Annotated in this window: 25 protein-coding genes; 14 read left to right on the plus strand and 11 right to left on the minus strand. The window is 63.2% G+C overall.

The genetic code is table 11. The annotated features are described in order from the left end of the window. The first annotated feature begins 2 nt into the window (after window positions 1-2). The 3 genes from AWB74_RS05125 to AWB74_RS05135 all read left to right on the plus strand — a co-directional run bounded on the left by AWB74_RS05125 (window position 3) and on the right by AWB74_RS05135 (window position 3542). Window positions 3-1748: an FAD-dependent oxidoreductase gene (locus AWB74_RS05125; RefSeq protein ID WP_061145699.1), complete on the plus strand. Its 1746-nt coding sequence runs from the start codon at window positions 3-5 to the stop codon at window positions 1746-1748. Next, window positions 1745-2080 carry an NIPSNAP family protein gene (locus tag AWB74_RS05130; RefSeq protein WP_061122847.1) on the plus strand — a complete coding sequence of 112 codons (336 nt, stop codon included), beginning with the start codon at window positions 1745-1747 and terminating at the stop codon, window positions 2078-2080. The genes AWB74_RS05125 and AWB74_RS05130 overlap by 4 nt, the downstream gene beginning before the upstream one ends. Before the next feature lie 79 nt (window positions 2081-2159). Then, window positions 2160-3542: an MFS transporter gene (locus AWB74_RS05135; protein ID WP_061145700.1), complete on the plus strand. Its 1383-nt coding sequence runs from the start codon at window positions 2160-2162 to the stop codon at window positions 3540-3542. On the opposite strand, the gene AWB74_RS05140 is transcribed toward AWB74_RS05135, so the two are convergent. The 6 genes from AWB74_RS05140 to AWB74_RS05165 all read right to left on the minus strand — a co-directional run bounded on the left by AWB74_RS05140 (window position 3543) and on the right by AWB74_RS05165 (window position 7985). Next, a complete protein-coding gene (locus AWB74_RS05140) occupies window positions 3543-4040 on the minus strand; it encodes an Ohr family peroxiredoxin (protein ID WP_061145701.1) in 498 nt (165 codons plus the stop codon). A 37-nt stretch (window positions 4041-4077) separates the two neighbouring features. After that, window positions 4078-4845, minus strand: a complete 768-nt coding sequence (locus AWB74_RS05145; protein ID WP_061145702.1) for an SDR family oxidoreductase — start codon at window positions 4843-4845, stop codon at window positions 4078-4080. A gap of 102 nt (window positions 4846-4947) precedes the next feature. Beyond that, window positions 4948-5955, minus strand: a complete 1008-nt coding sequence (locus tag AWB74_RS05150; RefSeq protein ID WP_061145703.1) for a LysR family transcriptional regulator — start codon at window positions 5953-5955, stop codon at window positions 4948-4950. A gap of 99 nt (window positions 5956-6054) precedes the next feature. Further along, complete coding sequence (locus AWB74_RS05155) at window positions 6055-6462, minus strand: cupin domain-containing protein (protein ID WP_061145704.1); 408 nt, start codon at window positions 6460-6462, stop codon at window positions 6055-6057. A 39-nt stretch (window positions 6463-6501) separates the two neighbouring features. After that, on the minus strand, window positions 6502-6981 hold the full coding sequence (locus AWB74_RS05160) for a carboxymuconolactone decarboxylase family protein (RefSeq protein ID WP_061145705.1): 480 nt from the start codon (window positions 6979-6981) through the stop codon (window positions 6502-6504). Between the two features lie 122 nt (window positions 6982-7103). After that, window positions 7104-7985, minus strand: a complete 882-nt coding sequence (locus tag AWB74_RS05165; protein WP_061145706.1) for an RNA polymerase sigma-70 factor — start codon at window positions 7983-7985, stop codon at window positions 7104-7106. On the opposite strand from AWB74_RS05165, the gene AWB74_RS05170 reads away from it, so the two are divergent. Both AWB74_RS05170 and AWB74_RS05175 read left to right on the plus strand, forming a co-directional pair. Further along, window positions 7984-8187: a hypothetical protein gene (locus AWB74_RS05170; protein ID WP_061145707.1), complete on the plus strand. Its 204-nt coding sequence runs from the start codon at window positions 7984-7986 to the stop codon at window positions 8185-8187. The two genes, AWB74_RS05165 and AWB74_RS05170, sit on opposite strands and share 2 nt — an antisense overlap. Next, entirely contained in the window at window positions 8174-9463 is a 1290-nt protein-coding gene (locus tag AWB74_RS05175) for an MFS transporter (protein ID WP_061145708.1), read from the plus strand. The genes AWB74_RS05170 and AWB74_RS05175 overlap by 14 nt, the downstream gene beginning before the upstream one ends. On the opposite strand, the gene AWB74_RS05180 is transcribed toward AWB74_RS05175, so the two are convergent. Next, the gene (locus AWB74_RS05180; protein ID WP_061145709.1) at window positions 9414-10466 is read right to left on the minus strand and encodes a helix-turn-helix domain-containing protein; all 1053 of its coding nucleotides are present in this window, start codon (window positions 10464-10466) and stop codon (window positions 9414-9416) included. The two genes, AWB74_RS05175 and AWB74_RS05180, sit on opposite strands and share 50 nt — an antisense overlap. Window positions 10467-10740: 274 nt before the next feature. Between AWB74_RS05180 and AWB74_RS05185 the strand changes: the two genes are divergently transcribed. Then, entirely contained in the window at window positions 10741-11040 is a 300-nt protein-coding gene (locus tag AWB74_RS05185) for a hypothetical protein (RefSeq protein ID WP_061145710.1), read from the plus strand. A gap of 259 nt (window positions 11041-11299) precedes the next feature. On the opposite strand, the gene AWB74_RS05190 is transcribed toward AWB74_RS05185, so the two are convergent. After that, on the minus strand, window positions 11300-12454 hold the full coding sequence (locus AWB74_RS05190) for an aldose epimerase family protein (protein ID WP_061145711.1): 1155 nt from the start codon (window positions 12452-12454) through the stop codon (window positions 11300-11302). Between the two features lie 113 nt (window positions 12455-12567). Between AWB74_RS05190 and AWB74_RS05195 the strand changes: the two genes are divergently transcribed. The 8 genes from AWB74_RS05195 (at window position 12568) to AWB74_RS05230 (ending at window position 21204) form a co-directional block, all read left to right on the plus strand. Further along, entirely contained in the window at window positions 12568-12753 is a 186-nt protein-coding gene (locus AWB74_RS05195) for a hypothetical protein (protein ID WP_061145895.1), read from the plus strand. Window positions 12754-12947: 194 nt separating this feature from the next. Next, window positions 12948-15557, plus strand: a complete 2610-nt coding sequence (locus AWB74_RS05200) for a PAS domain-containing hybrid sensor histidine kinase/response regulator (protein WP_061145712.1) — start codon at window positions 12948-12950, stop codon at window positions 15555-15557. Between the two features lie 64 nt (window positions 15558-15621). Beyond that, window positions 15622-16209: a peroxidase-related enzyme gene (locus tag AWB74_RS05205; protein ID WP_061145713.1), complete on the plus strand. Its 588-nt coding sequence runs from the start codon at window positions 15622-15624 to the stop codon at window positions 16207-16209. 6 nt (window positions 16210-16215) lie between these two features. After that, the gene (locus AWB74_RS05210; RefSeq protein ID WP_061145714.1) at window positions 16216-17109 is read left to right on the plus strand and encodes a LysR substrate-binding domain-containing protein; all 894 of its coding nucleotides are present in this window, start codon (window positions 16216-16218) and stop codon (window positions 17107-17109) included. Window positions 17110-17202: 93 nt separating this feature from the next. Further along, window positions 17203-17952, plus strand: coding sequence for an SDR family NAD(P)-dependent oxidoreductase (locus AWB74_RS05215; RefSeq protein WP_061145715.1), 750 nt, complete (start codon window positions 17203-17205; stop codon window positions 17950-17952). Between the two features lie 56 nt (window positions 17953-18008). Next, a complete protein-coding gene (locus AWB74_RS05220) occupies window positions 18009-19337 on the plus strand; it encodes an MFS transporter (protein WP_061145896.1) in 1329 nt (442 codons plus the stop codon). A gap of 26 nt (window positions 19338-19363) precedes the next feature. Continuing rightward, window positions 19364-20206, plus strand: coding sequence for a transketolase (locus tag AWB74_RS05225; RefSeq protein ID WP_061145716.1), 843 nt, complete (start codon window positions 19364-19366; stop codon window positions 20204-20206). Further along, window positions 20203-21204: a transketolase family protein gene (locus AWB74_RS05230; RefSeq protein WP_061145717.1), complete on the plus strand. Its 1002-nt coding sequence runs from the start codon at window positions 20203-20205 to the stop codon at window positions 21202-21204. Before AWB74_RS05225 ends, AWB74_RS05230 begins: the two co-directional genes overlap by 4 nt. Window positions 21205-21246: 42 nt before the next feature. Here AWB74_RS05230 and AWB74_RS05235 read toward each other — a convergent pair whose 3' ends face one another. Genes AWB74_RS05235 through AWB74_RS05245 form a run of 3 tightly spaced genes read right to left on the minus strand, consistent with a single transcriptional unit; the run spans window position 21247 to window position 24663 of the window. Continuing rightward, window positions 21247-21813, minus strand: coding sequence for a DUF2894 domain-containing protein (locus AWB74_RS05235; RefSeq protein ID WP_061145718.1), 567 nt, complete (start codon window positions 21811-21813; stop codon window positions 21247-21249). Beyond that, the gene (locus AWB74_RS05240) at window positions 21806-22453 is read right to left on the minus strand and encodes an OmpA family protein (protein ID WP_061145719.1); all 648 of its coding nucleotides are present in this window, start codon (window positions 22451-22453) and stop codon (window positions 21806-21808) included. Before AWB74_RS05240 ends, AWB74_RS05235 begins: the two co-directional genes overlap by 8 nt. Further along, complete coding sequence (locus AWB74_RS05245; protein WP_061145720.1) at window positions 22450-24663, minus strand: DUF802 domain-containing protein; 2214 nt, start codon at window positions 24661-24663, stop codon at window positions 22450-22452. The genes AWB74_RS05240 and AWB74_RS05245 overlap by 4 nt, the downstream gene beginning before the upstream one ends. Between the last annotated feature and the right edge of the window lie 8 nt (window positions 24664-24671).

Raw genomic sequence — 24671 nt, forward strand, 5'->3', positions numbered from 1 at the left:
TCATGACTACCGTAACGCGGTCGTCCGATCTCGCTTGCGACGTGCTCGTGATCGGCTCGGGCGCCGGCGGCCTTTCGACGGCCATTACAGCGAAGAAGCAAGGGCTCGACGTGATCGTCGTCGAGAAAGAGGAATACTTCGGCGGCACGACCGCGTTCTCGGGCGGCGTGCTGTGGATCCCCGGCAATCGTCACGCGAAAGATGCGGGCATTCACGATACGCGCGATGCGGCCGTGCGCTATCTGCGCGGCGAAACCGGCGCGATGTACGACGAAGCCGCTGTCGATGCCTTCCTCGACAACGGTCCGCGCATGATCGATTTCTTCGAGCGCGAGACTTCGGTGAAGTTCTTGCCGACGCTCTATCCCGACTATCATCCCGATGCAGCGGGCGGTGTCGACGTGGGACGCTCCGTCGTAGCAAAGCCTTTCGATGCGCGCGAGCTGGGTCGTGACATCGCGCGCCTGCGTCCGCCGCTCAAGACGATCACGTTCATCGGCATGATGTTCAATTCGTCGAGCGCCGATCTCAAGCATTTCTTCAACGCGACGAAATCGCTTGCGTCGGCGTGGTATGTCGCGAAGCGCCTCGCGAGTCATATCAGGGAACTCGCGCTTTATAGACGCGGCGTGCAGATCACGAGCGGCAATGCACTTGCCGCGCGTCTCGCCAAGTCTGCACTCGATCTCGGCATTCCGATTCATACGCGCACCGGAGCGAAAGAACTCGTCACGGTGAAAGGCCGCGTGACCGGCGCCATTGTCGTCGGCGATGGACGCGAGACGCGCATCACCGCGCGGCGCGGTGTCGTGCTGGCTTGCGGCGGTTTCTCGCACGATGTCGCGCGCATCGCGAAGGCTTATCCGCATGTGCGGCGCGGCGGCGAACACGTATCGCCGGTGCCCGCAGGCAATACTGGCGACGGCGCACGCATGGCCGAGCGCGTGGGCGGACGCGTCGATATCCGCTATCCGCAGCCCGCCGCATGGATGCCGGTCTCGCGCGTGCCGCTCAAAGACGGCAAATACGGCGTGTTTCCGCATCTGCTCGATCGCTACAAGCCGGGCGTGATCGGGGTGACGCGCGGCGGCGTGCGCTTCACCAACGAATCGAACTCGTATCACGATGTCGGCGCAGCGATGATCGAAGCTTGCCGCGATGAAAAAGAAACGGCGATGTGGCTGATCTGCGATCACGCGACGATCCGCAAGTATGGCCTCGGCTTCGCGAAGCCCGCGCCGATACCGCTCGGCGCTCATGTGAAAAGCGGCTATCTCGTCAAAGGCCGCACGCTGACGGAACTCGCGACGCGCGCGGGCATCGACGCCGCCGCGCTGGAAGCCACCGTGCGCGATTACAACCGCGATGCCGCGCAAGGCAAGGACGCCGCATTCGGCCGCGGCACGACGTCGTTCAACCGCTATCTCGGCGATCCCGCGCACAAGCCGAATCCCTGCGTCGCGCCAATCGGCGATGGCCCGTATTACGCGCTCAAGGTCGTGATGGGCGATCTCGGCACGTTCGACGGCATCGCAACGAATCCCCAAGGCCAGGTACTCGATGGCAGCGAGCCGATTCCGGGACTCTATGCCGTGGGCAACGATCGCGCGAGCGTCATGGGCGGCAACTATCCCGGCGCAGGCATCACGCTCGGCCCGATCATGACATTCGGTTATCTCACCGGATTGCATCTCGCGGGCCGCATCGACACACGCGCGAAAACCAGCGAACTGAGGAGCGCAGCATGAGCAAGCCTTTCATCGATCATCGCATCTACACGATCAAGCCGCGCGGCATGGCCGAATTCATCGATGTATTCGACCGTCTCGCCATGCCGATTCAGCTCAAGTACCTCGGCGCGCCCGTGGGCTTTTATATGAGCGATATCGGCGCGTTGAATCAGGTCGTGCATCTGTGGGGCTATGAAAGCATCGCGGATTACGACCAGCGGCGTACCGCACGCGACAACGATCCCGAATGGCCCGCTTATCTGCAGGCGTCGGCGCATCTCATCGTCGCGCAGGAGAGCCGCATCATCAGGCGCGTGGAGTTCAGGAGCCTTTCGCCCGCCGTACGCTGAAGCGCGCGGCACATACAGCGGCACAACGAAGGCCGCGACGCGCGATTGCTCATACATGATTCAATGGAGACATACCGGCATGGAAAAGAACTTCGGGACCATCGAGGTCCAGAGCTACATCGACGGCGAGCGCTTCTCGCCGTATCAGTGGATCATCCTGATCCTGTGCTTTCTCGTGGTGGCAGCCGATGGCTTCGATACCGCCGCGATCGGCTTCATCGCGCCATCGCTGATCGGTGACTGGGGCATCACACGCGCCGCATTGGGACCGGTGATGAGCGCGGCGCTCGTCGGTCTCGGCATCGGCGCGCTCGCGGCGGGACCGATCGCTGACCGCATCGGGCGCAAGGCCGTGCTTACGCTTTCGGTGTTCTTCTTCGGCGTATGGAGCCTCGCATCGGCGCATGCGACATCGGTCGAAGCGCTGACCGCGTGGCGCTTTCTCACCGGCCTCGGCCTGGGCGCGGCAATGCCCAATGCGGTCACGCTGATGTCCGAGTACGCACCGGCACGCAGCCGCGCGGTCGCCGTCAACACGATGTTCTGCGGCTTCTCCGTGGGCCTCTCGCTCGGCGGACTGTGCGCCGCATGGCTCATTCCGCATTTCGGCTGGCAGAGCGTGCTCGTCGCCGGCGGCATCGGCCCGATCGTGCTCACGGTGCTGCTGCTCTGCATGCTGCCCGAGTCCGCGCAGTTCATGGTCGTGAGAAAGCGCCCCGCCGAAAAGATCGCGCGTGTCTTGCGGCGCATCTCGAACGATGCGCGTCTCGCAGAAGGATCGCCGATCACGTTCACCTCCGCCGATACCCGCACGGGCAACGCCGGCAAGTCTTCGCTCGGACTCATCGTTTCGCGGCCCTATCGCTTCGGCACGTCGATGCTGTGGCTCGCCTACTTCATGGGCCTGATGATCTTCTATCTGCTGACCAACTGGCTGCCGACGCTCTTCAGGGACGCGGGCTTCTCCGCCGAACGCGCGGCGCTCACGACATCGCTCTTTCCGCTCGGCGGCATTCTCGGCAACCTGTGTCTCGGCTGGGTGATGGACAAGGCCAACCCGCGGCGCGTCAACGCGTGCGCCTACGTGCTCGCGGCGGCGCTCGTGCTCACGATCGGACGCGGCGTATCGGATCAGCTCTGGCTCGCCGTGCTGATCTTCCTGACCGGCACCGCGGTGACGAGCGCGGTCACGTCGATGTCGGCGCTCGCAGCATCGTTCTATCCGACGCGAAGCCGCGCAACGGGCGTCGCATGGATGCTCGGCATCGGGCGCATGGGCGCGGTCGCGGGCGCGATGACGGGCGGTCTCCTGATGAGCATGGGCCTGCAATTCGGCGCAGTCTTCACGCTGCTCTCGCTTCCCGCGTTCATTGCCGCGTTCGCGCTGGGCGCGTTGAGCCGGCGCGATACATCGGCTGAAGCAAACGAACTCGATCAGGCTGCGCGCGTGCCTGTCGAATGATCACGGCATGTCGAGCGAAACGCTGTTCGCAATGCCCTTGCGCATCATCTTCGTGTACGGGCAGAAGCGTTCCGTGTTGCGCACGAGTTCTTCTGCCACCGCGCGTTCGACGCCAGGCATCTGCACGCGCGTGCGCGCGGTGAGAAGGAAGAGGCCATCCATTGGATCGCGGGCGAATTCGATCGTGACAGCGACGCTCGCGCCCTTCACCGCGATGCCCGCGCGTTCCGCCAGCAAAACCAGCGCGCCATGAAAGCACGCCGCATAGCCCGCGGCGAACAACTGCTCCGGATTCGTGCCGCCGCCGGGGCCGCCGAGCGCTTCGGGCATGCGCAGGTCGATGTCGAGATTGCCGTCGTCGGAGCGGGCCACGCCCGAGGCGCGGCCATGACCCGCATCGCCGCCGGTGACGGTGACGGTCGTCGCATACAGCGGTTTGACGTCGTTGCCTCGATACTTGTCGAGCAGGCTGACGGGCGGCGGAACGAGCGGCTCCATATTGGCCTCCTCTGCAAGCGATGACGACGATGATCGCTCAGTGCGCCGCTTGTGGCTGGCTCTGGCTTTGCCTGAACCAAGCATCGAAGTCCACTGCGCCGAGATGTGCCTGTGCGCCGGGAAGCAGCGTATCGGCCGCGAGCCGTGCGCCGAAGTAGAGCGCGTCATCGTCGGCGACGACCGTGCGTGCATCGCCCGTCGCACTGAAATAACGCTGCATCAGATCGGAAAGTCGCGACTTCTCCGGACCCGCGATTTCGACGATGCCGTTCACCGGCGCATTCACGGCATGGTCGGCGACAGCGATGGCGACATCATCGGATGCGATCGGCTGGATATACGCGCCCGACAGATGCACTGCGTTCTCGTTGGCGCTCGCTTTCGCGATGCCGCCGAGAAACTCGAAGAACTGCGTCGATTGAACGATCGTGTACGGCACGCCCGATGCGCGGATCAGCTTCTCTTGCGCGATCTTGCCGCGGAAATAGCCGCTTTGCGCGAGACGATCCGTGCCGACGACCGACAGCGCCACATGATGCGCGACGCCCGCTGCCTTCTCCGCTGCAAACAGATTGCGCCCCGACGTCTCGAAGAATTCGAGCACCGCCTGGTCTTCGAACGAAGGTGAATTCGCTACGTCGACGACCACGCGCGCGTCTTGCAGCGCTTCTTTCAGGCCTTTGCCCGTTATCGTATCGACGCCCAATGCCGGCGATGCCGCGATCACTTCATGTCCGCGTGCCCGCAAATTGCTCACGACCTTGCTGCCGATAAGTCCGCTGCCGCCGATCACTACGATCTTCATGGTTTTCTCCTTTGAGCGATACGCCTGAACGTATCGTAGGTGTGCGCGTACGCATCCGGTAGCGCCGTTACCGGATGCGCCGTGTTGCCTTCCAGGCATCAATCAATCGACGGGCATCAGCGCCGCCGCGCTCTTGTTCGTGATCGTCGTGTTCAGGCAATGCAAATCGAGCGCACGCGCGTGCTCCGTCATGTAATCGACGAAGACGCGCACGCGCGCGGGCAAATGCTTGCGGCTGAGATAACAGAGATAGTGGCCGCCATCGTCGGGCGCATGTTGAGCGAGACACATGAGCAGCCGCCCGGCCTTCACTGCATCGCACACGAGATACGCGGGCAGTTGCGCAATGCCCTGCCCGTCGAGCACCGCTTGCAGCATCAGATCGATATCGTTAAACGTTTGCCGCGCGGCGGGCGCGCGCTTCTGCGCGACGCCATCGACCTTGAATTCCCAGTCGGCGATGCGCCCGCTCGATGTGCGCAGATTGATGCAGCGATGCTTGCCCAGATCGTCGATACGGCGAGGCAGGCCATGCTCGCACGCATAGTGCGGCGACGCGCACACGATCATCTGCATCGGGATCAACTGCTTCGCGACGACTTCGCTGTCTTCCATATGACCGTCGCGAAACGCGACATCGACGCGCTCCGCCGTGAAATCGCATGGACGGTCATTGAGCAGGAGTTCGAGCGCGATGTCGGGATAGCGCGCATTGAAGCCGGCCAGAAGCGGCGCGACGACCTTGCGGCCGAAGCCCGGCGTCGATGCGATGCGCAAGTGTCCGCGCGGCGGCCCGTTGCGTAGCTCGCGCATGTCTTCGAGCGCCTGCACGATGCGCTCCACGCCCGGCTGGCAGTTCTTGTAGAAGAGCTCGCCCTCGCGCGTAAGCGACGTGCTGCGCGTCGTGCGCAGAAAGAGACGCGCATCGAGCTGTGCTTCGAGCTTCTGCACGTTGCGGCTGACGGCGGAACGGCCGATGCCGAGGCGATCGCTCGCTTTCGCGAAGCTGCCCTCATTGGCGACGGCCAGAAACGAAACGACGCCCGCATAGCTCGTCGCGAAGCTATAAGCGAGCGAGTCGTCGGAATGGAACGCAAGGTCTGATGGCATGGCGGCACGAAGCGTAGTGGCTCTATCTCACTAGACGTTCGTGCCGCGGCGTTTGTGACGCGCCAATGCAAAAAAATTTTCTGCGCGTCACGCTTTCGCTCATTGCACCGGCGTCAGAACCGGTTTGCCCTTGTCCTTCAGAAGCAGCACGATGAACTTCGCGCGCTTCGTGTTGCTTGCGTTGCGGCCCACCGTGTGGATATCGTCGGGGCCTTCATAGAAGGTGTCGCCAGGCTTGAGCGTCACGGCCTTGCCGCCCTTGACCTGCATGACGATCGAGCCTTCGATCACATAGAGGTAGGCGTGCGCATCGTGACGATGCACCGGATCGACCGCGCCCGGCGGATATTCCACGCTGATCATCAGCGCTTCCTTGCCGGGATATTCGGGAAGCGGCTTCGTCATGAGTTCCTTGACGATGGCCTCCGGCGCGGCCTGCGCCGTGTTCGCGGCGAGCGCCGCACATCCGACGGCGAGCGCCAGTCCCACGCGTTTGATGCTGTGCATGATCGGTCCTCCGTTGAGCGAATGACGGCGCCAAAGCGCTTACGACAGGTTCGCCTTGTCGAGCCCGAACACCTTGTCGGACGAGCCCGGCACCGTCTGGAACGCGACATTCGCGCGATTCCATCCGTTGATTTCGATGATGATGTAAGTCAGGTCCGACAGCTCCTTCTCCGAAAACTGCTCGCGCACGCGTGCAAAGAGTTCGTCGGGCACGCCATGCTCGGGCAAGCGCGTCAGCACTTCGGTCCACGCCAGCGCGGCGCGTTCGCGCGACGAGAACAGCGTCGATTCACGCCAGATCGCGACGTGATGCGTGCGCAGCTCGCGCTCGCCGTGAATCTTCGCTTCCTTCACGTGCATATCGACGCAGAAAGCGCAGCCATTCATCTGCGACGCGCGCAGCGTCACGAGATCGCGCGTCGACTGCTCGATCGAGCACTCCTTCACCGCCTGGCTGAACTCATAGAACTTCTTGAACAGTTCCGGCGATTGTTGAATGTAGTTGATTCGTTGCGTCATGATGACTCCATGCGTGGTGGGTGTTCGGCATGGCTGTCATCGTAGGGTCGAATACCGTCTCCCGGTAGACGCGCGCACGTGCGCACGCTGTTGCCTCGCACGCATCAATCGCCTGCGATTCGTTACACGCTGCCGTAGAGCGCCGCGATGCGCTTCAGCTTCTCAGGATTGCGCTGCACCTGGATGCGCACGATGCGCTCGTCTTCGATCTCATACGTCTGCGCGGATTCGAGCTTGCCCTCGATGAAGCGCAAAAGCGCCCATTGTTCATTGAGCATGACGAGCTCGAAACGCGCGCCCTTGCCATAACGCATATGCGCCGCATAGAAAAGCTGCGCGATGCGCTTGCCGCCCAGAAGCGGCTTCGGGAAGCTCGGCACGCGGCCGCCGCCATCGCCGACGAGCGACGCGTCTTCCGCGAGCATCGCGTGAATCGCAGCGAAATCGCCGAGTTCGATCGCACGCGCGAAGGTATGCAGCACACGCCGATGAATCTCGCGCGGCACCGAACGGCGTGGACGCGCCTCGCGCAATTGCGCTTTCGCGCGGCTCACGAGCTGACGGCACGCGGCCTCCGTCTTGCCGATGATATTCGCGACTTCCGGGTAATCCGCATCGAAGACTTCGCGCAGCAGAAACGCCGCGCGCGCCTCGGGCGTCAGACGTTCGAGCAATATCAGAAACGCGACGGACACGTCGTCCGCGTGCTCCGTGACCTCTTCGGGCGTCGCGGGCGGCTCGGTGATCTGCGGCTCGGGCAGCCAGATGCCCAGGTAATGCTCGCGCTGCACTTTCGCCGCGCGCAGGCGGTCGATCGAATGGCGCGTGGTCACGGAGACGAGCCAGGCTTCCGCATTGTCGATCGCATCGCGCGCCGCCGCGTGCCAGCGAAGCCACACATCCTGCACGATGTCTTCGGCTTCCGCGACCGAGCCGAGCATCCGATACGCGATGCCCTGCAAGCGCGGGCGCAAGCGGTCGAATTCGCGCGTGGCGTCATCCATGAAAGCGAATCCTCGTTCGTTTGCGGGTTCAGAAGACATCGATTCGAAAGCTGCACAAAAGGTGAACGTATATTACGCGTGCGCGCACACGCGCGTATTAGTGGATGATCGCGACGATGCATCGAAAGATCTGAAAAATGCGGCCGTTAACCTCGATGGCCAGGCTCATACGCATCAATCCTTCATTCATGACAAACACTGATACCCGCAACGCATCGCCGAATCTGACGCGCATCATCGTGGCGACGGTCATCTGCAACGGCTTCGTTGCCTACGACTTCACGGTGTATGGCTTTTCCGCGGCGATCATCGGCCGGCTGTTTTTCCCCGCGCACGACGCCGCTTCGTCGCTGCTGCTTTCGCTTGCGACGTTCGGCGCGGGCTTCGTGATGCGGCCGATCGGCGCAGTGCTGATCGGCCGCTACGCGGACCGCCGCGGGCGTGAGGCCGGCATGCGGCTCTCGATCGTTCTGATGGCCGCGGGCACCTGGCTGATCGCGTGTCTGCCCACGCATGCCGCGATCGGCGCGAGCGCGACCGTGCTGATCGTATTCGCGCGGCTGCTGCAAGGGCTTGCAGCGGGCGGCGAGATCGGTCCGGCGTCCGCGCTGCTGATGGAGTCGGTAGCGTACGAGCGGCGCTGCTTCATCGTCAGTTGGCGCGGCGCAAGTCAGGGCGCGGCCGCATGCGTGGCGGCGCTGGTCGGCGCATGCACGTCGGCGCTGCTCTCGCCCGACGAACTCGCGCAATGGGGATGGCGCGTGCCGTTCGTCATCGGCGGGTTGATCGCACCGCTCGGCTGGTTTCTGCGGCGCGTGCCCGGCGCACCGGCGGCTTCACAAGCGCGGCCCGCGCGCACGCCACTTGCCATCGTGCTTCGCGAACACGCGCGCCCGCTTGTCTGCGGCATGCTGATGATGGCCGCGCCTTCCGCGAGCATCTATATCGCCGTGCTCTACATGCCGAGCTATCTGACGCACACGCTGCATCGGCCCGCGACGATCAGCCTCGCGATCGCGTCGCTCTCCGGCCTCGTGATACTCGTCGTCACGCCGCTCGTCGCCCTTGCGGCGGACCGGCTGAGAAGCCGCAAGACGCTGCAATACGCATCGCTCGCAGCGGCGCTCGCGACGGTTTATCCCGCGTTTCACGCGCTCACGCACGGCGCGCCCGATGAGCTCGCGCTCGCGATCATCCTGCTCTATGTCGCGCTCGCGCTGAACAACGCGGGCGCCGGTTCGGTGCTCATGCTCGAAGCCTTTCCGAAGCATCGGCGCGCGGCGAGCCTCGCGGTGATCTACACGTTCGGCGTGGTGATCTTCGGGGGATTCTCGCCGCTCGCGGTCGCATGGCTCATCGGCGCGACCGGCAACGCGATGACGCCCGCCTGGTATCTGCTGGCCGCGAACTGCGTCACGCTGTTCGCGCTCAGCCGCTTTCCCGAGCGCCCCGCGAGTGCGCGGCGCGCGAGCGCATGACCGGATCGTCCTGCGCCGCGCGCAGCAATTCGAGCGCGCGCAAGCGCATTTCCAGCGGACTCACGTCGAACGCGCGGCGAAATGCGCGCGTGAAATCCGATGCGCTCTTGAAGCCGAGACCGAACGCGATATCGGCGATCTGAAGGTTCGGAAAGCGCGCGATCTCATCGGCGGCTTCACGCAGGCGTCGATGCCGGATGTAGGCGGCAAGACCGCCCTCCTGCTCGAACCATCGATAGATCGTCGCGCGCTTCAGGGCGAGCGCTTCGACGATTTTCGTCGGCGTGAGATCGGCTTCGTGCAGATGCGTATCGACATAACGCTTCACCTGCTCCTTCACCGCCATTTGCAACGCCGCGCGTGCATCGTGCAAGGCGTGCGGCTTGTCCGCGAATGCGGCGAGCAGCAATCGGGCGCCGGCATCGAGCGCATCGATGGCATCCGGGCGATCGAGCGCCGGCAATCCGCGCGCGGTCGCATCGAAATGCTCGAACAGGACCCGCGCGAGCGGCGCGTCGTCAGGCACGACGCGCCCGTGCAACGCATCGCAATCGCCGACATGCGCGGCGACGATCGCGCGCGGCACGAACATCGTCAACACGCGGCACGCCGGGCGCTCGATGCGAAAACGCTGATTCGGATCGAACGCGGCGATGCCGCGCACCGAACCCCGCGCGCTGCGCTTCACGCTCAGGCCGCTGACGTTGCCGGTCTCGCCTTCCGCGTAGACGTGAAACGCGAAATCGCGGCGCGTATCGGTCGATACGCGTGCTATCGAGCGTTCGAGCACGAGCGCTTCGGTGCGCGCCTCCGTGAACACGAGCCCGCCCGCCGCATGCAGATCGATGTTGCCCGAAAAGCCGCGCTCGATCTGATCCTTCGCCGGCAGGACATCGACGACATGCCCGACGCGATCGCGCCATGCGAGCAATTGCCGCTCGCGCGCAAACGCTTGCGTCGAAAAACGCGTGGACAGGATCGGTGGGTCGGAATCGGCGGGCATGAAATCAGCGATGGGTCGAATCGTCCCTGGATGGATCGCAACTACGCGAAGTGCGCGGGCAAATGAGACGCATGGTAAAGCCTTTTCGAAATGCCGGTATATCGTGCAGGGCAAGGAGCAGCGAGTGCCTCGTTGCGGACGTCCAGGTCGGCGATTCCTGCCGTCGTGCTGCTGTCACGTCGTTGCCTCCTTGCTTCACTGTGGTTTACGGCCGCTTCATATAAAGAGCACAGCCACAGGCAACACGAAAACAAGACGTCGGGGCGTCAAAAAAATGGGAAAGTCGAAAGTTTTGCCGGTCACGCGCACGGCGCGTGCCGCGTCAGTGGCGCTCATGCCGGCGCGCATGGCCGACGCGCAGCTGGATCATCTCGAGCATATGATCCGCTCGCTCGCGCTGTCGGGTAACGCAAAAGCGTTCGCGTGTCTGGATCGCGGGTACTGGAAGAGGCGGGTTGCCGCGCTCGGCGACGAAAGCGATCTCGTGTCGACACAACGTGCGCGCGTGCTGCGGCTTCTCGATCTTCTCGCTCAGGAACACGCCGGCGCCGGTCCGGACAAGGCTGCCGCGTAGTCACGATACGGTTGCATGCGGAATGCAAAATACAACAACGCATTTCGCATGCAAAACGCAATTCCAACCGCTGGATAGTCAATCCATTACGAGGGCGGCCTGAGAGAGCGCGATCGACCGTGCGGTTTTCTGACCGCCGCGTCGAAAGTGCTATGACGACGGGGCTTCGCGTCCCGCACCTGCTTCGCCGACGATGCGCGAGGCCATGTGCGGGACGCGAAAGCTTCCCGCCAGAGGGGCTTGGATTAACCCTCGACGTTCAACGCACACCGATCTTCCAGACTGTGATTTCGTGAAACTCGTCGCCGGGTTTGAGCTCCGTCGACGGGAACGCGGGATGATTCGGCGAGTCCGGAAAATGCTGCGTTTCGAGCGCGAAGCCGTCGGTCTGCCGGTACGCCGTGCCCGACACGCCGATGACACTGCCGTCCAGACCATTGCCTGTGTAGAACTGCAGGCCCGGTTGCGTCGTGTAGACATCGAGCACGCGTCCGCTCGCCGGATCGTAGGCGCGCGCCGCGAACGTCGCTTCGGCGTTGTGCTGCCCGTTCTTGTTGAGCTTCCAGTTCTGGTCATAGCCGCGCGCGAAACGCATCTGCTGATTTGCCGATCGCAGCCGCGCGCTGATCGGCGTCAGCGCGCGCAAATCCAGCGGCGTGTTCTCGACGCTCGCGATTTCGCCCGTCGGAATGGAATCGGGACGGGTCGGCGTATAGGCCGATCCCGCGATCATGACGAGCTGCCCTTCGACGCTGCCGCTGCCCTCGCCCGCGAGATTGAAGTAACTGTGATTCGTGAGGTTCAGGACCGTGGGCTTGTCCGTCTTCGCGCGATAGTCGATGCGCACGTCGTTATCGTCCGTGAGCGTGTACGTGACATCGACGGTCAGCGTGCCGGGAAAGCCGTTCTCGCCATCGTTGCTCACGTAACGAAGCTGGACACCCGCGCCCTGCGCGCCCTGAAATGTTTTGACCACGGTCCAGACTTTCTCGTCGAAACCGTGCGGGCCGCCGTGCAACGTGTTCGGCGGCTCGTTGACGGGCAGCTTGTAGGTGTGTCCGTCGAGCTCGAAGCGTCCATCGGCGATGCGATTCGCATAGCGGCCGATCAAACCGCCGAAATGAATCTTGCCGTTGTACTTCTCATAGTCGTTGAGCGAGCCGAAGCCGAGCACGATATCGGCGCGACGCCCGCGCCGGTCCGGCACATCGAGCCGCGTGACGATGCCCCCATACGTGATGCAGCTCATCGAGACGCCGCGCGCGTTCGAGAGCGTGTATTGGACGACGGCCTGCCCTTGTTGCGTCGCGCCATAAGGTGCGGACGCGATCGTCGCCGCCGATACGCGCAGCGGCGCTGAAACCGCGCATGCGAGAGCAGCGGAAACGATGAGCGTGTTCTTTGCGTTTTGCATAATCGATTCGAAAACATCGGCAGATGGCTGAGCATCGGCTATGCCTGATATCGAGGCCGGGCACGCGCGATGCGAAGTCATCGCTCATCGATGACGACGACAAGGAGCCTGTCATGACCGAGCAAACCGATCGTGCAACCCCGCCCAAACAGACGCCCGAGGACCCGAACACAGCGGACCGCCGTCTGTCCGACGAGCAAAAGCGCGCAATGACGAACGAGCCCGCGCCCCCGACGCGCCAGAACCAGGGAAAGGACAGCAAGCTGCCGGACCCGAAGGAAGTCGGTGAAGCAGGTTGATTGCTACTGCGCGTGAAGCTTTGTGGTCCCGGGCATCACGCGTGATTCATTAGAGGAATCGCGCAATCGATGAAGTGCGGATCGCAAACCGGCTTGGTCCATTCGCTTTTGTTGTATGGTATCCCTAAGTTATCGCAGCCGACGATTCCGCGCCGGGCGACGCGTCTCGCCCGCATGAGGAAGCAAGGACGCTCATGCACGATCCTGCCCATTTCCTGCCGTCATTCGTATGGCGCGCGGCGCGCGACGGGGTGATCCAGTATGCGAATCCCTGGGCATGCCGCTATCTCGGCGTTCCCTTTCCGGAGTTGGTCGGCCGGCATTGGCAAGCTTTTGTTCACCCGGACGATATCCCGCCCGTTCTCGATGCACTGCGTCAGATGCGCGACGGCACGCTTTTGCGCAACGTCGACGTGCGCCTCTTGCGCGCCGATGCCGCGTTTCGCTGGCATACCCTGCACCTTCAGGCACGCCGCGACGAAGAAGGCCACATCGCCGATACGGTCGGCGTCGCCATCGACATACACGAGTGCCGTCACGCATGGGAGATGTACGAGGCGAGCGAGCGGCGTCTGCAGGCCGCGTTCGCCGGCGCGCGCATGGGCGCGTGGGAATGGGACATGAAAACGCGCGTCGTGCGCATGACCGCGCAAAACGCTGCACTGTATTCCTTTCCATCGGGCACCGAAGCCGTGCTGCTTTCGGAACTATGGGACCGCGTCGCACCGGAATATCGCGAGCCGTTTCAGCGCAAGCTCACCGAGGCATTGCGCGATGGCGGACCGTTCGAATTCGACTTCGTGCTCGAAGGCGATCAGGGAACACGCCGCTGGCTGCGCATGCGCGGGCATCCCGAGTTCGACCGTCATGGCGTGCTCACGCGCGTCTATGGCGTGAGCTTCGATATCAGCGCGCAACGGGCCGACGAAGAACGCCTGAGCCTTTCCGAGCGTCGCTATCGCGCGCTGGTCGAGACCACAGGCGCGCTCGTCTGGTCCGCCGATGCGAACGGCGAGATCCTTCCTTCCGGCGGCGAATGGGAGCAGTTCACAGGCACGCCGCCCGAAACGTTGTCGGGCTGGGGCTGGCTCGACTACATCCATCCCGACGATCGCGAGCGCACGCATCACGCGTGGCTCGAAGCATTGCGCGAAGGCGCCGCGCGCACGCTGACCTTCCGGATGTATCGGCACGATGGCGCGTATCGCATGGTGGAGGCGCATGCCGCGCCGCTCTATGACGATAAGGGCCGCCTGCAGGAATGGTTCGGCACGACGACCGATGTCACTCCGCGCTATGAAGCCCAGGCCGCGATCGAAGCGCGCAGCCTGCGTCTCACGGTGGCGATGCAGGCCGCGAACATTCATATCGCATCGCTCGAACTCGCTACATGGACGCTGTCGCTCGAAACCGGCGGCGAGCGTCAGATCACCGAGACGCTCAGCTATGAAGCGGCGCTCGCGCGGGTGCATCCCGACGACAGCGCGACGCTCGATCGCTACGTGCGCAGCCTCGCGAACGGGGAAAATCCTCAAGGACACTTCGAATTCCGCGTGCGCAACAAGCACGGCGAGCAATGGATGCAGGGCAGCGCCCTGCTTCAACGCAACAAGGAAGGCGAGCCGTTGCGCATCATCGGCAGCGTGATCGATATCACCGAGCGAAAGCACATGGAGCTCATGTTGCGCGAAGCGGGACGCCGCAAAGATGAATTCCTCGCGATGCTCGCGCACGAGTTGCGCAATCCGCTCGCGCCTTTGCGCACGGCCATCGCGCTCCTGCAAAAGAACAAGGACGACGAGACGCAGTTGCACGAGCTGATCGACCTGATGCGCAGGCAGGTGGAGCATATGACGCGCATCGTCGATGACCTGCTCGAAGTCTCGCGTATCACGCAGGGACGCATCGCGCTGCAACTCGAACCGATACTCGTCGGCACGGCGGTGTATCACGCAGTGGAAGCGATCGCGGGCATGATCGAATCGCGCTCGCAGAACATACAGGTAGATGTATCCGACGCGACCACGTGGGTGTGCGGCGATCCCACGCGGCTCTCGCAGATCCTCGTGAACGTGCTGAACAATGCGAGCAAGTACACGCCGGAGGAAGGCCGCATCACCGTGAGCGTGCAGGCGGATGACGGGTCGGTGTCGATCGTCATTGCCGATACGGGCACCGGCATTTCAGCGGACCTGTTGCCGAAGGTATTCGAGCTCTTTTCGCAAGGCGAGCGCACGCTCGACCGCTCGAACGGCGGCCTCGGCATCGGGCTTTCGCTCGTGAAGAAGCTCGTCGAAATGCACAAAGGCACGATCACCGTGCAAAGCCCTGGACCCGGTCTCGGCACGACCGTGACCGTGCGCTTGCCGCGTCTGCATCATCATGAACGGCATTCGGCGCTCGCGCTCTCGGAGACGAGCCTGCGCGAGGCGCGCACGGCGCTGCGTATTCTCGTCGTCGACGACAACCGCGATGCCGCGGATTCGCTCGCGATGCTGTGCGAGTCGGAAGGACACGTTGCGCGCGTCGCGTATTCGTCGGCCGAAGCACTGGAGTCCGCGCCGTTGCTGCAACCCGATGTGGCGCTGCTCGATATCGGCCTGCCCGATGTCGACGGCTATGAACTCGCGCGACGCCTGCGCCGCAAGGGCGATACGATGCCGCTCTTGATCGCGATCACGGGGTACGGGCAAGCCGAAGACCGCTTGCGCGCGCAATCGGCGGGCTTCGATTATCACTTCGTGAAGCCCGTGAATGTGGACAGCCTGCTCAAGCTGTTGTCGTCGCTGACGGTCACGCGCTGAACCTCGCCGCGCTACCGCTCTACCGCTCTACAATGGGCCTTCGATCAACGCCTTCGAGGACGTCATGACGCAACCGCCCATCAGCCGCTATCCCGTTCCCGAACCGCAAGACTGGCCCGACGATATCCGCGCGCGCATTCTCGAAGTGCAGGACAAGGCGGGCTTCGTGCCGAATGTGTTTCTCACGCTCGCGCATCGGCCCGATGAGTTTCGCGCGTTCTTCGCCTATCACGATGCGCTGATGCTGAAGGATGGCGGCCTTACTAAAGGCGAGCGCGAGATGATCGTCGTCGCGACGAGCGCGGTGAACGATTGCCTCTATTGCGTCGTCGCGCATGGGGCCATCTTGCGGATCTACGAGAAGAACGCGCTCGTCGCGGATCAGGTGGCAGTGAATCATCGCAAGGCGGATATCACGCCGCGTCAGAAGGCCATGCTCGATTTCGCGCTGAAGGTGTGCCGCGCGGCCGGTACCGTCAGCGATGACGATTTCGCTGCTCTGCACGCGCATGGTTTCAGCGATGAAGACGCGTGGGATATCGCGGCGATCACCGCGTTCTTCGGGCTATCGAACCGCATGGCGAATGTGATGTCGATGCGGCCGAACGACGAGTTCTTTTTGATGGGGCGTGTGCCGAAGGAGCCGAAGTAACCACCCATGCGCCTCCCCCCGCTGAAATCAATCATCGCGTTCGAGAGCGTCGCGCGCACCAAAAGCGTCAACCGCGCTGCCGACGAGCTCGGCCTCACTCCGTCCGCCGTCAGCCATCAACTGGCGAATCTGGAAAACATCGTCGGCCGTCCGTTGTTCACGCGGCTCGGCCGCGGTCTCGTCCTCACGCCCACCGGCACGCAATATCTCTCCGATGTGACCGGCGCGCTCGCCGAACTGAATCGCGCGACCGAGCGTGCATCGAGCGAAACATCGGTCGAAATACTGCGCATTCATTCGAGCCCGAGCTTCGGTCTCATGTGGCTGCTGCCGCGTCTCGCCGCGTTTCAGGAAGCAAACGGCGACATTCAGATGAACCTCGCGTGCTCTTATGAAAACGTGTCGTTCACATCGGGCTATTTCGACATCGACGTGCGTCACGGCTATGCACACTGGACCGACGTCGAAATCAAGACCCTGCGCCATGAAACTATCGCGCCGCTCGCGTCGCGCGCCTATCTGGAGCGCTTTCCCGTCTCGTCCCCCGATGATCTTCTCGAACGACGCCTGATCTTTTCCGAATCGCCGCTCGTGCAATGGCAGCAGTGGTTCGGCAAATTCGGCGTGGCCGTGAAGCGCAAGGCGTTCGATTTTTCATTCGACCGCTCGTACATGTCGCTCGAAGCGGCCGCGCTCGGTCACGGCATCGCGCTCGAAAGCACGATGCTCGCCTCCGTCCATCTGGAACGCGGCTCGCTTGTACCTGTATTCGGCAGGGAGTTTGCGGTCGAAGTCGGCGCACATCATCTGGTTTACCCCAGTCAAAACGCCGGATTGCCGCGCGTCGCGAAGTTTCTCGCGTGGATGGATCAGCAAATCGAGCGCCGCGCCGATACCTGAAAATTTCTCAGCAATAGTTGAGGCAAACTGCGTTGATCCTCAGGTCGAAGGCGAAGACACTGCGTCTACACCAGACAACCAGCGGAGACAACGATGTTGCTCGAGAATCAGGTAGTGATCGTTACAGGCGCGGCTTCGGCACGCGGCATCGGCAAGGCGACGGCAAAGGCGCTTGCGGCACAGGGCGCGCGCATCGTCGTGCTGGACCTGAAGGAAGCGGACGCGCAAAGCGCCGCGAACGATCTGGGCGAAGGCCATCTCGGCCTCGCCTGCGATGTCACCGATAAAGCCGCGTGCGTCGCCGCCGCCAGCGCAACGATCGAAAAGTACGGGCGCATCGATGCGCTCATCAACAACGCGGGCATTACGCAGCCCATCAAGACGCTGGAAATCGGCGCGGATAACTTCGACGCGGTCATCGGCGTGAATCTGCTCGGCACCCTGTATATGTCGCAGGCCGTCATTCCGCAGATGAAGAAGCAGAAGCGCGGCAGCATCGTGTGCATGTCGTCGGTGTCGGCGCAGCGCGGCGGCGGCATCTTCGGCGGACCGCATTACAGCGCGGCCAAGGCCGGCGTGCTGGGTCTCGCGAAAGCGATGGCGCGTGAGTTCGGCGGCGACGGCATCCGCGTCAATTCGATCACGCCGGGCCTGATTCAGACCGATATCACCGGCGACAAGCTCACGCCCGAGATGCGCACGGACATCATCAAAGGCATTCCGCTCGGCCGTCTCGGTGATGCCGCTGATATCGCCAATGCATGCCTCTTTCTTTCGAGCGATCTGTCCTCGTATCTCACGGGTATCACGCTCGATGTCAATGGCGGCATGTTGATTCACTGATCGCACACAGGCGCATCTGGATAACCAGGGCGCCTGACATGGCTGGAGACAAACTCATGAAATCCAAACTCGCCGCATCGACGGCAAGCGCCCAGTTCGCATCATCCGATGATGCAAAGAGCTTCGAGGCCAAGACCTATGCCAAGGTCGGACGCCGCCTCATCCCCTTTCTGATGCTGTGTTATCTCGGCGCGTATCTCGATCGCGTCAACGTCGGCTTCGCCAAGCTGCAGATGCTCAACGATCTGCGCTTCTCCGAAACCATCTACGGCATCGGCGCGGGCATCTTCTTTCTCGGCTACTTCCTCTTCGAAGTGCCCAGCAACGTGATCCTGCATAAAGTGGGCGCGCGCAACTGGCTCGCTCGCATCATGCTGACGTGGGCCGTGATTTCCGCGAGCTTCGTGTTCGTCAAGTCACCCACGATGTTCTATGTCCTGCGCTTTCTGCTCGGGGTCGCCGAAGCGGGCTTCGCGCCCGGCGTGATTCTCTATCTCACGTACTGGTTTCCCGCTGCGCGCCGCGCCAAAGCGCTCTCGCTGTTCTTCATGGCGATTCCGCTCGCGGGCATCGTCGGCGGGCCGCTTTCCGGCTACATCATGCATGCGTTCCAGAACGTGCACGGACTCGCCGGATGGAAGTGGCTCTTCATGCTCGAAGCCCTGCCTTCGCTGTTCCTCGGCGTCGCGATCCTGTTCTATCTCGACAACGGCATCGCCGGCGCGAAGTGGCTCACGGATGCGGAAAAAGCCCTGCTCGCCCGCAACGTCGAGAAGGACAACGCGCAGACCGTCCAGCACGTATCGATCCGTTCGTTCATCGGCGATCGTCGTCTGTGGCTGATGGCCGCGATCTACTTCTGCGTCGTGCTGGGTCAATACGGTCTCACGTTCTGGCTGCCGACGATCATCCGCCGCACCGGTGTAGCAGACCCGCTGTGGGTCGGCATTCTCACCGCGATTCCGTATCTCTGCGCCATCGTTGCACTGCCGCTGATCGGTGCGAGCGCGGACAAGCGCCGCGAACGCCGCCTGCATCTCGCGATCCCGATGCTCATCTCCGCAGCCGGCTTCGCCACCTTGCCGATGCTCGGCAGCGTGGGCGCCTCGATCGTCTGTGTGAGCGTCGCGGCAGCAGGCATTCTCGCGTCATCATCCCAGTTCTGGTCGCTGCCTACCGCGGTCCTCGGCGGCATGTCGGCGGCGGCGGGCATCGCGGCGGTCAACTGCTTCGCCAATCTCGCGGGCTTCTTCTCCCCGGCGATCGTCGGCTGGCTCAATGACTTCACGGGCAAATCGACCGCGGGCCTGATCTTCATCTCGTTGGCTGTCGTGCTGGGCGCGGTGCTCGTGTTCTTCGTGCCGGCCAAGACGGTCAATCGCTAAATCCAATTCACTCAAGGAGACAACACATGAGTACTCCCGTTATCGAGGAGGTGACGCTCGCCGAGCGCGCCTACCGTATTCGCCGCAACGCCCTGCTGATGGGCGAAGTGCAAGGCCAGGGTTATATCGGCCAGGCACTCGATATCGCCGACGTGCTGGCCGTCGCCTACTTCGGCGCGATGAACTACCGCCCCGAAGATCCGCAATGGGAAGATCGCGACCGCTTCCTGCTGTCGAACGGTCACTATGCGATCGCGCTGTACGCCGCGCTGTTCGAAGCGGGCATCCTGCCGCAAGAGGAACTCGAAACCTACGGCAGCGACGACAGCCGCCTGCCCATGTCCGGCATGGCGAGCTATACGCCCGGCATGGAAATGTCCGGCGGCTCGCTGGGGCAAGGTCTCACGATCGCGGTGGGCCGCGGCCTCGGCCTCAAGCGTAAGGGCTCGAAGTCCTTCGTCTACACGCTCTTCTCCGATGGCGAGCTCGACGAAGGCTCGGTCTGGGAAGGCCTGATGTCGGCGGCGCACTGGAAGCTCGATAACCTCATCGCGATGGTCGATGTGAACAACCAGCAAGCCGATGGCCCTTCGACGCAGATCATGGCGTTCGAGCCGCTCGTCGAGAAGCTCGAAGCGTTCGGCTGGTACGTGCAGCGCGTGAACGGCAACGATATCGACGCCGTGAAAGAGGCCTTCGACAACGCGCGCAATCTGAAGGACGCGAAGCCGCGCATCATCGTGTGCGATACGAAGATGGGCTGCGGCGTGCCGTTCCTCGAACAGCGCGAGAAAAACCACTTTATCCGCGTCGATGCCCACGAATGGCAACTGGCGCTCGAAGCACTCGAAGCAGGGAGACAAGCATGAGTCAAGTCATCGACAAGAAGCCGCGTTTGAAGACCTCCGCGATGATCGCCTCCATCGCGAACGAAGGACAGGTCACGCGTTCCGCTCCGTTCGGCCATGCGCTCGTGGAACTGGCTCGCGCGAAGAGCAACGTCATCGGCATGACGGCCGATCTCGGCAAGTACACGGACCTGCATATCCTCGCGAAGGAATTTCCCGAGCGTTACTATCAGATGGGCATGGCCGAGCAATTGCTGATGGGCGCGGCGTCGGGCTTCGCACATGAAGGCGCGCAGCCGTTCGTCACGACCTATGCGGTATTCGCGACGCGCCGCGCATATGACTTCATCCATCAGACGATCGCCGAAGATAACCTCGATGTGAAGATCGTCGCCGCGCTGCCGGGACTCACAACGGGCTACGGCCCGAGCCATCAGGCCGCGGAAGACCTCGCGTTGATGCGCGCGATGCCCAACATGACCGTCATCGATCCGTGCGACGCGCTCGATATCGAGCAGATGGTGCCCGCGATCGCCGCGCACAAGGGTCCTGTGTATGCGCGTCTGTTGCGCGGCAACGTGCCCGCCGTGCTCGACGAATACGACTATACGTTCGAGCTCGGCAAGGCGAAGCTGCTGCGCGATGGCCGCGACGTGCTCATCATTTCTTCTGGCATCCTGACGATGCGCGCACTCGAGACCGCCAAGGCGCTGCAAGCCGATAACGTCGATGTCGCCGTGCTGCACGTGCCGACGATCAAGCCGCTCGATACGGACACGATCATCCGCGAGGCGAAGCGTTCGGGACGTCTCGTCGTGGTCGCGGAAAATCATACGGTGATCGGCGGACTGGGTGAAGCGGTGGCGACCACGCTGCTGACGGCGGGCGTGACGCCGGCGTTCCGTCAGATCGCACTGCCCGATGCGTTCCTCGATGCAGGCGCGCTGCCCACCCTGCACGATCGCTATGGCATCTCCACGAACGTGATGACGAGCACGATCAAAGGCTGGCTGGCGTAATGCCATTGCGCCGCGCGGTTGCATGAATCGCGCGGCGTTTTTTTATTTCTTCTTGCGTGCGCTTTTCTTTGCGCCCGCTACTTCGGTCGATACAGGACCGTTCATCGCTTCCATCCACGAAAGCGCATCGATGTACGCGAGAAACTGCTGAAGGTATTCCGGCGATAACTCGCGCATCAGCGACAGCGACCGATGCACCAGACTGCTCGAATTGAGCGGTCCCGCATTCTTCGGCACTTGCGCGAACGAATCGCGCAACTGCTTTTCCGCGCTGACCTTCGACCACACCGCGCGAAAGTAATCGAGCAATTCCGCGTGCGATGTCTCGTTCATCGAAGACGCTTTCTCGATGTCATCGACGAGCGCGGCCAGCGGACCGCGTGCCGCATCGTTCTTCGCAGCAGCCACATTCATCGAATCGATATCGCGCCGATACGCATCGAGCAATTGCGCGAGCCGTTCATCGAGCATGCGGCGCGCCTCGCCTTCATACGCGCCCGCGCGCCGGTCCAGTGCATCGATGAGATGAAAGCGCACGGGATTCGCGCGGTCGTCGCCGTTCGCACGCCATGCGTCGAGCATCGCGCGTGCCGATGCCGCGTTATTCATGCGCCTTCGCGTCGCCGTTGGTCGGCCGCGGCACGGCCGAAATCTCGACGCGCCGGTTCTTCGCGCGCCCTTCCGCATCGGCGTTGGAACTGACGGGCTGCTCCGAGCCGAACGCCGCCGCGAACACCGAAGGCGATGGCACGCCTGCATCGATCAATGCGCGCGTCACCGTCAACGCGCGCTTCGCGGACAGCTCCCAGTTATCCGCGAAGCGGCGGTTGTTTTCGTGGACCTGCTGATCGTCGGCGAAACCGCTCACCATGAGAATCTCTTCATGCGCACGAAGATACGCGGACAGCGGCCCGGCCAGGCTCTTCAGCACGTCGCGGCCCTGCGGCTGCAACTGATCCGAATTGAGCGCGAAGAGCACGCTTCCGCTGATGCCGATGCGCCCGTTCACGAGCGTCACGCGCCCCGATGCGAGCGGCCCCGCGAGCGCCTGCTCCAGCGTCAGGCGACGCTGCGTTTCTTCCTGCCGATGCTTCACTTCTTCGTCGAGCTTGTTTTCGAGTTGCAACTGCACGCCGATCACGCCGACGAGTATCAGCACGAACGCACCCAGCAGCACCGACATCAGATCGGCGAATGCGGCCCAGATCGGCGCGGCGTATTCCGTGCCGCCGTCGATGTCCTCGTTCATGCCGCGCGCGCTCCGGCCACGCGATGGCCCGCGATATGCTGCAAGTCCTCGACGATCTGCTTTTGCGACCGCATGCTCAGATCGATGACTTCCTTCGCCTGCGCGACGTAATACGCGAGCTGCTCATCGCTGCGTGCGAGTGATTTGTCGAGCGCGCTTTCGATGCGTTCCAGATGCGCGACGAGCTTGTCGTTCGATGCGCCGAACGACTGCACCGCCGCGCCGAACGCATCCGACATGCTGGCCATTTCGACCGCGCTCGTCGTCACTTGCGCGGCCATCGCGCCGAGCTTGCCGCCTTCAGCTTCGACCGTGCCGGTGAACTGCGTGCCGACACGTTCGAGCAATGTCGCCGAGGTATCGACCAGTGCGTCGATGGCGGCGCGTTGCTCGTTCGATGCGAGATTCACGGCATCGAGCAGGGTCTCGACCGTCGCGAGCAAACGGCTGCGCTCGTCGAGCATCGCGGTATCGCGCACCATCGAATCGGAGAGCTTCTGACGCATCTCCGCGACCACTTCGGCCGCGGCCTTCGGCGCTTCCGATGCGGCCTGCACGAGACGCTCGATTTCGGCGATCGTCGCATTCGCATGGGCTTGCGATTGTGCGGACATATCCTGCGCGGTTTGCGCGAGCGCATCGCAGATGTCCTGCTGACGATTCGCTGCCACTGCGCTCGTTGCCTGCCATTGCTCGCGCAACGACGCGGCCATCGTATCGAGCGTGCCGCTCCATGTAGCAAGACGTTCTTCGCTTCGCTGATCGACAGATTGCACGAGCGACGCCGCGTGTTCCTCGAAACTAGCCGCGGCGGCCGTCAATGCGTTCTGGTTCTGCCCGGCTGCTTGTTCGTTGAAGCGCGCATGCTCTGCGAGCGCGTTGGTCCATGCTTGCGACAGGTTGCTCATCGCGGTTTCGAGGCGTGTCGAAACGCCATCGATCAAGCCGGAAGAACGCGTATCGAACGTCTGTGCAAAACGATCCAGCGATGCGTCCATGCGCGCAACGAGCGCATCGCTCGATTGCCCGTGCTTCGCCACCGACGACTCCAGCGCGCCCGACACACGGTCCATTTGCAACGACACGCCATCGACGAGACTTGCCGCGCGTTGATCGAAGGCTTGCGCGAAGCGATCGAGCGATACGCCCATTTCGCCGACGAGCGCCGCGTTCGACTGCGCATGCTTCGAGATCGACGCGTTCCAGATCTCCGCGACCTTTTCCGACGACGCCTCGAATCCGCTGGACAATCCTTCAAGCTGACGCGCGACCGCCTGTTCGACGCTGCCGTGCAATGCGCTGACTTCGCGCGCGATGCCGTCCATCGTCGTCTGCATGATCGGCTGCAACGCGGCGCTCGCGGCGCGCGCGCTGTCCGCGACGCTCTGCTTCAACGACAATTCCACCGATGTCGCGAGCCGCCGATATGCAGTCTCCGTCTTTGCGTGGAACGCCTCCTGACTCGCGCTCTGCCGCTCGTTCGCGGCAAGGCTCTGCTGCTCGATCGCGAGTGTCATCGACTGAAGGCGATCGACGAGCTTCGGCATCAGCTCCGTCTGCATCCGCAACAGCTTGAACGTCTCTTCGCGCTGATGCGCCTGCGTGAAGACACGCAGCGCGCCCGCGATTTTCATGTCGAGCTGCTGCGTGACATGCAGACGTTCACGCCGGCACAGCGTGGACAAGAGGCCGAGCATCGCGGAGCCCGCGACACCCGCGATCGACGTGCCGAACGCGAAGCCGAGTCCCGTCACGGGCGCGGCGAGCGACGCGCGGATCGCCGTCAGATCCGATGCGCTCTGCAGCGCCGTGCCCGTGCCGCGCAACGTCGCGACCATGCCGAGCAGCGTGCCGAGCATGCCGAGCAACACCAGCAAGCCGACGAGATAAGGTGCGAGCGCCGGGCCGGGCAATGCGGCGCGCTCGCCTTCGATTCGCAACCGCACTGCATTGCGCAGACTCGGATGAAGCGTGTCGAGCCATACGGACAGGCTGCGCGGCGCGCTCGTGAGCTGCGTGACGGCCTGCTCCAGCGTGCTGGTGGTCTGCTGAAAGCGGCGCAGTTCGGCCGCGCCCGCGAGATAGCATCCGGCGATCACGACGATGACGGCGAACGCGAGCGCATTCGAGCCGACATAGGCGATACCGATGCCGCAGACCGCGGCGAGGCCAATCGAAAAGACGGCGATGTTCAATAGATTTCGGGGCATAGCGAGCC

It is taken from the genome of Caballeronia arvi (assembly GCF_001544695.2).
GTDB lineage: Bacteria > Pseudomonadota > Gammaproteobacteria > Burkholderiales > Burkholderiaceae > Caballeronia > Caballeronia arvi.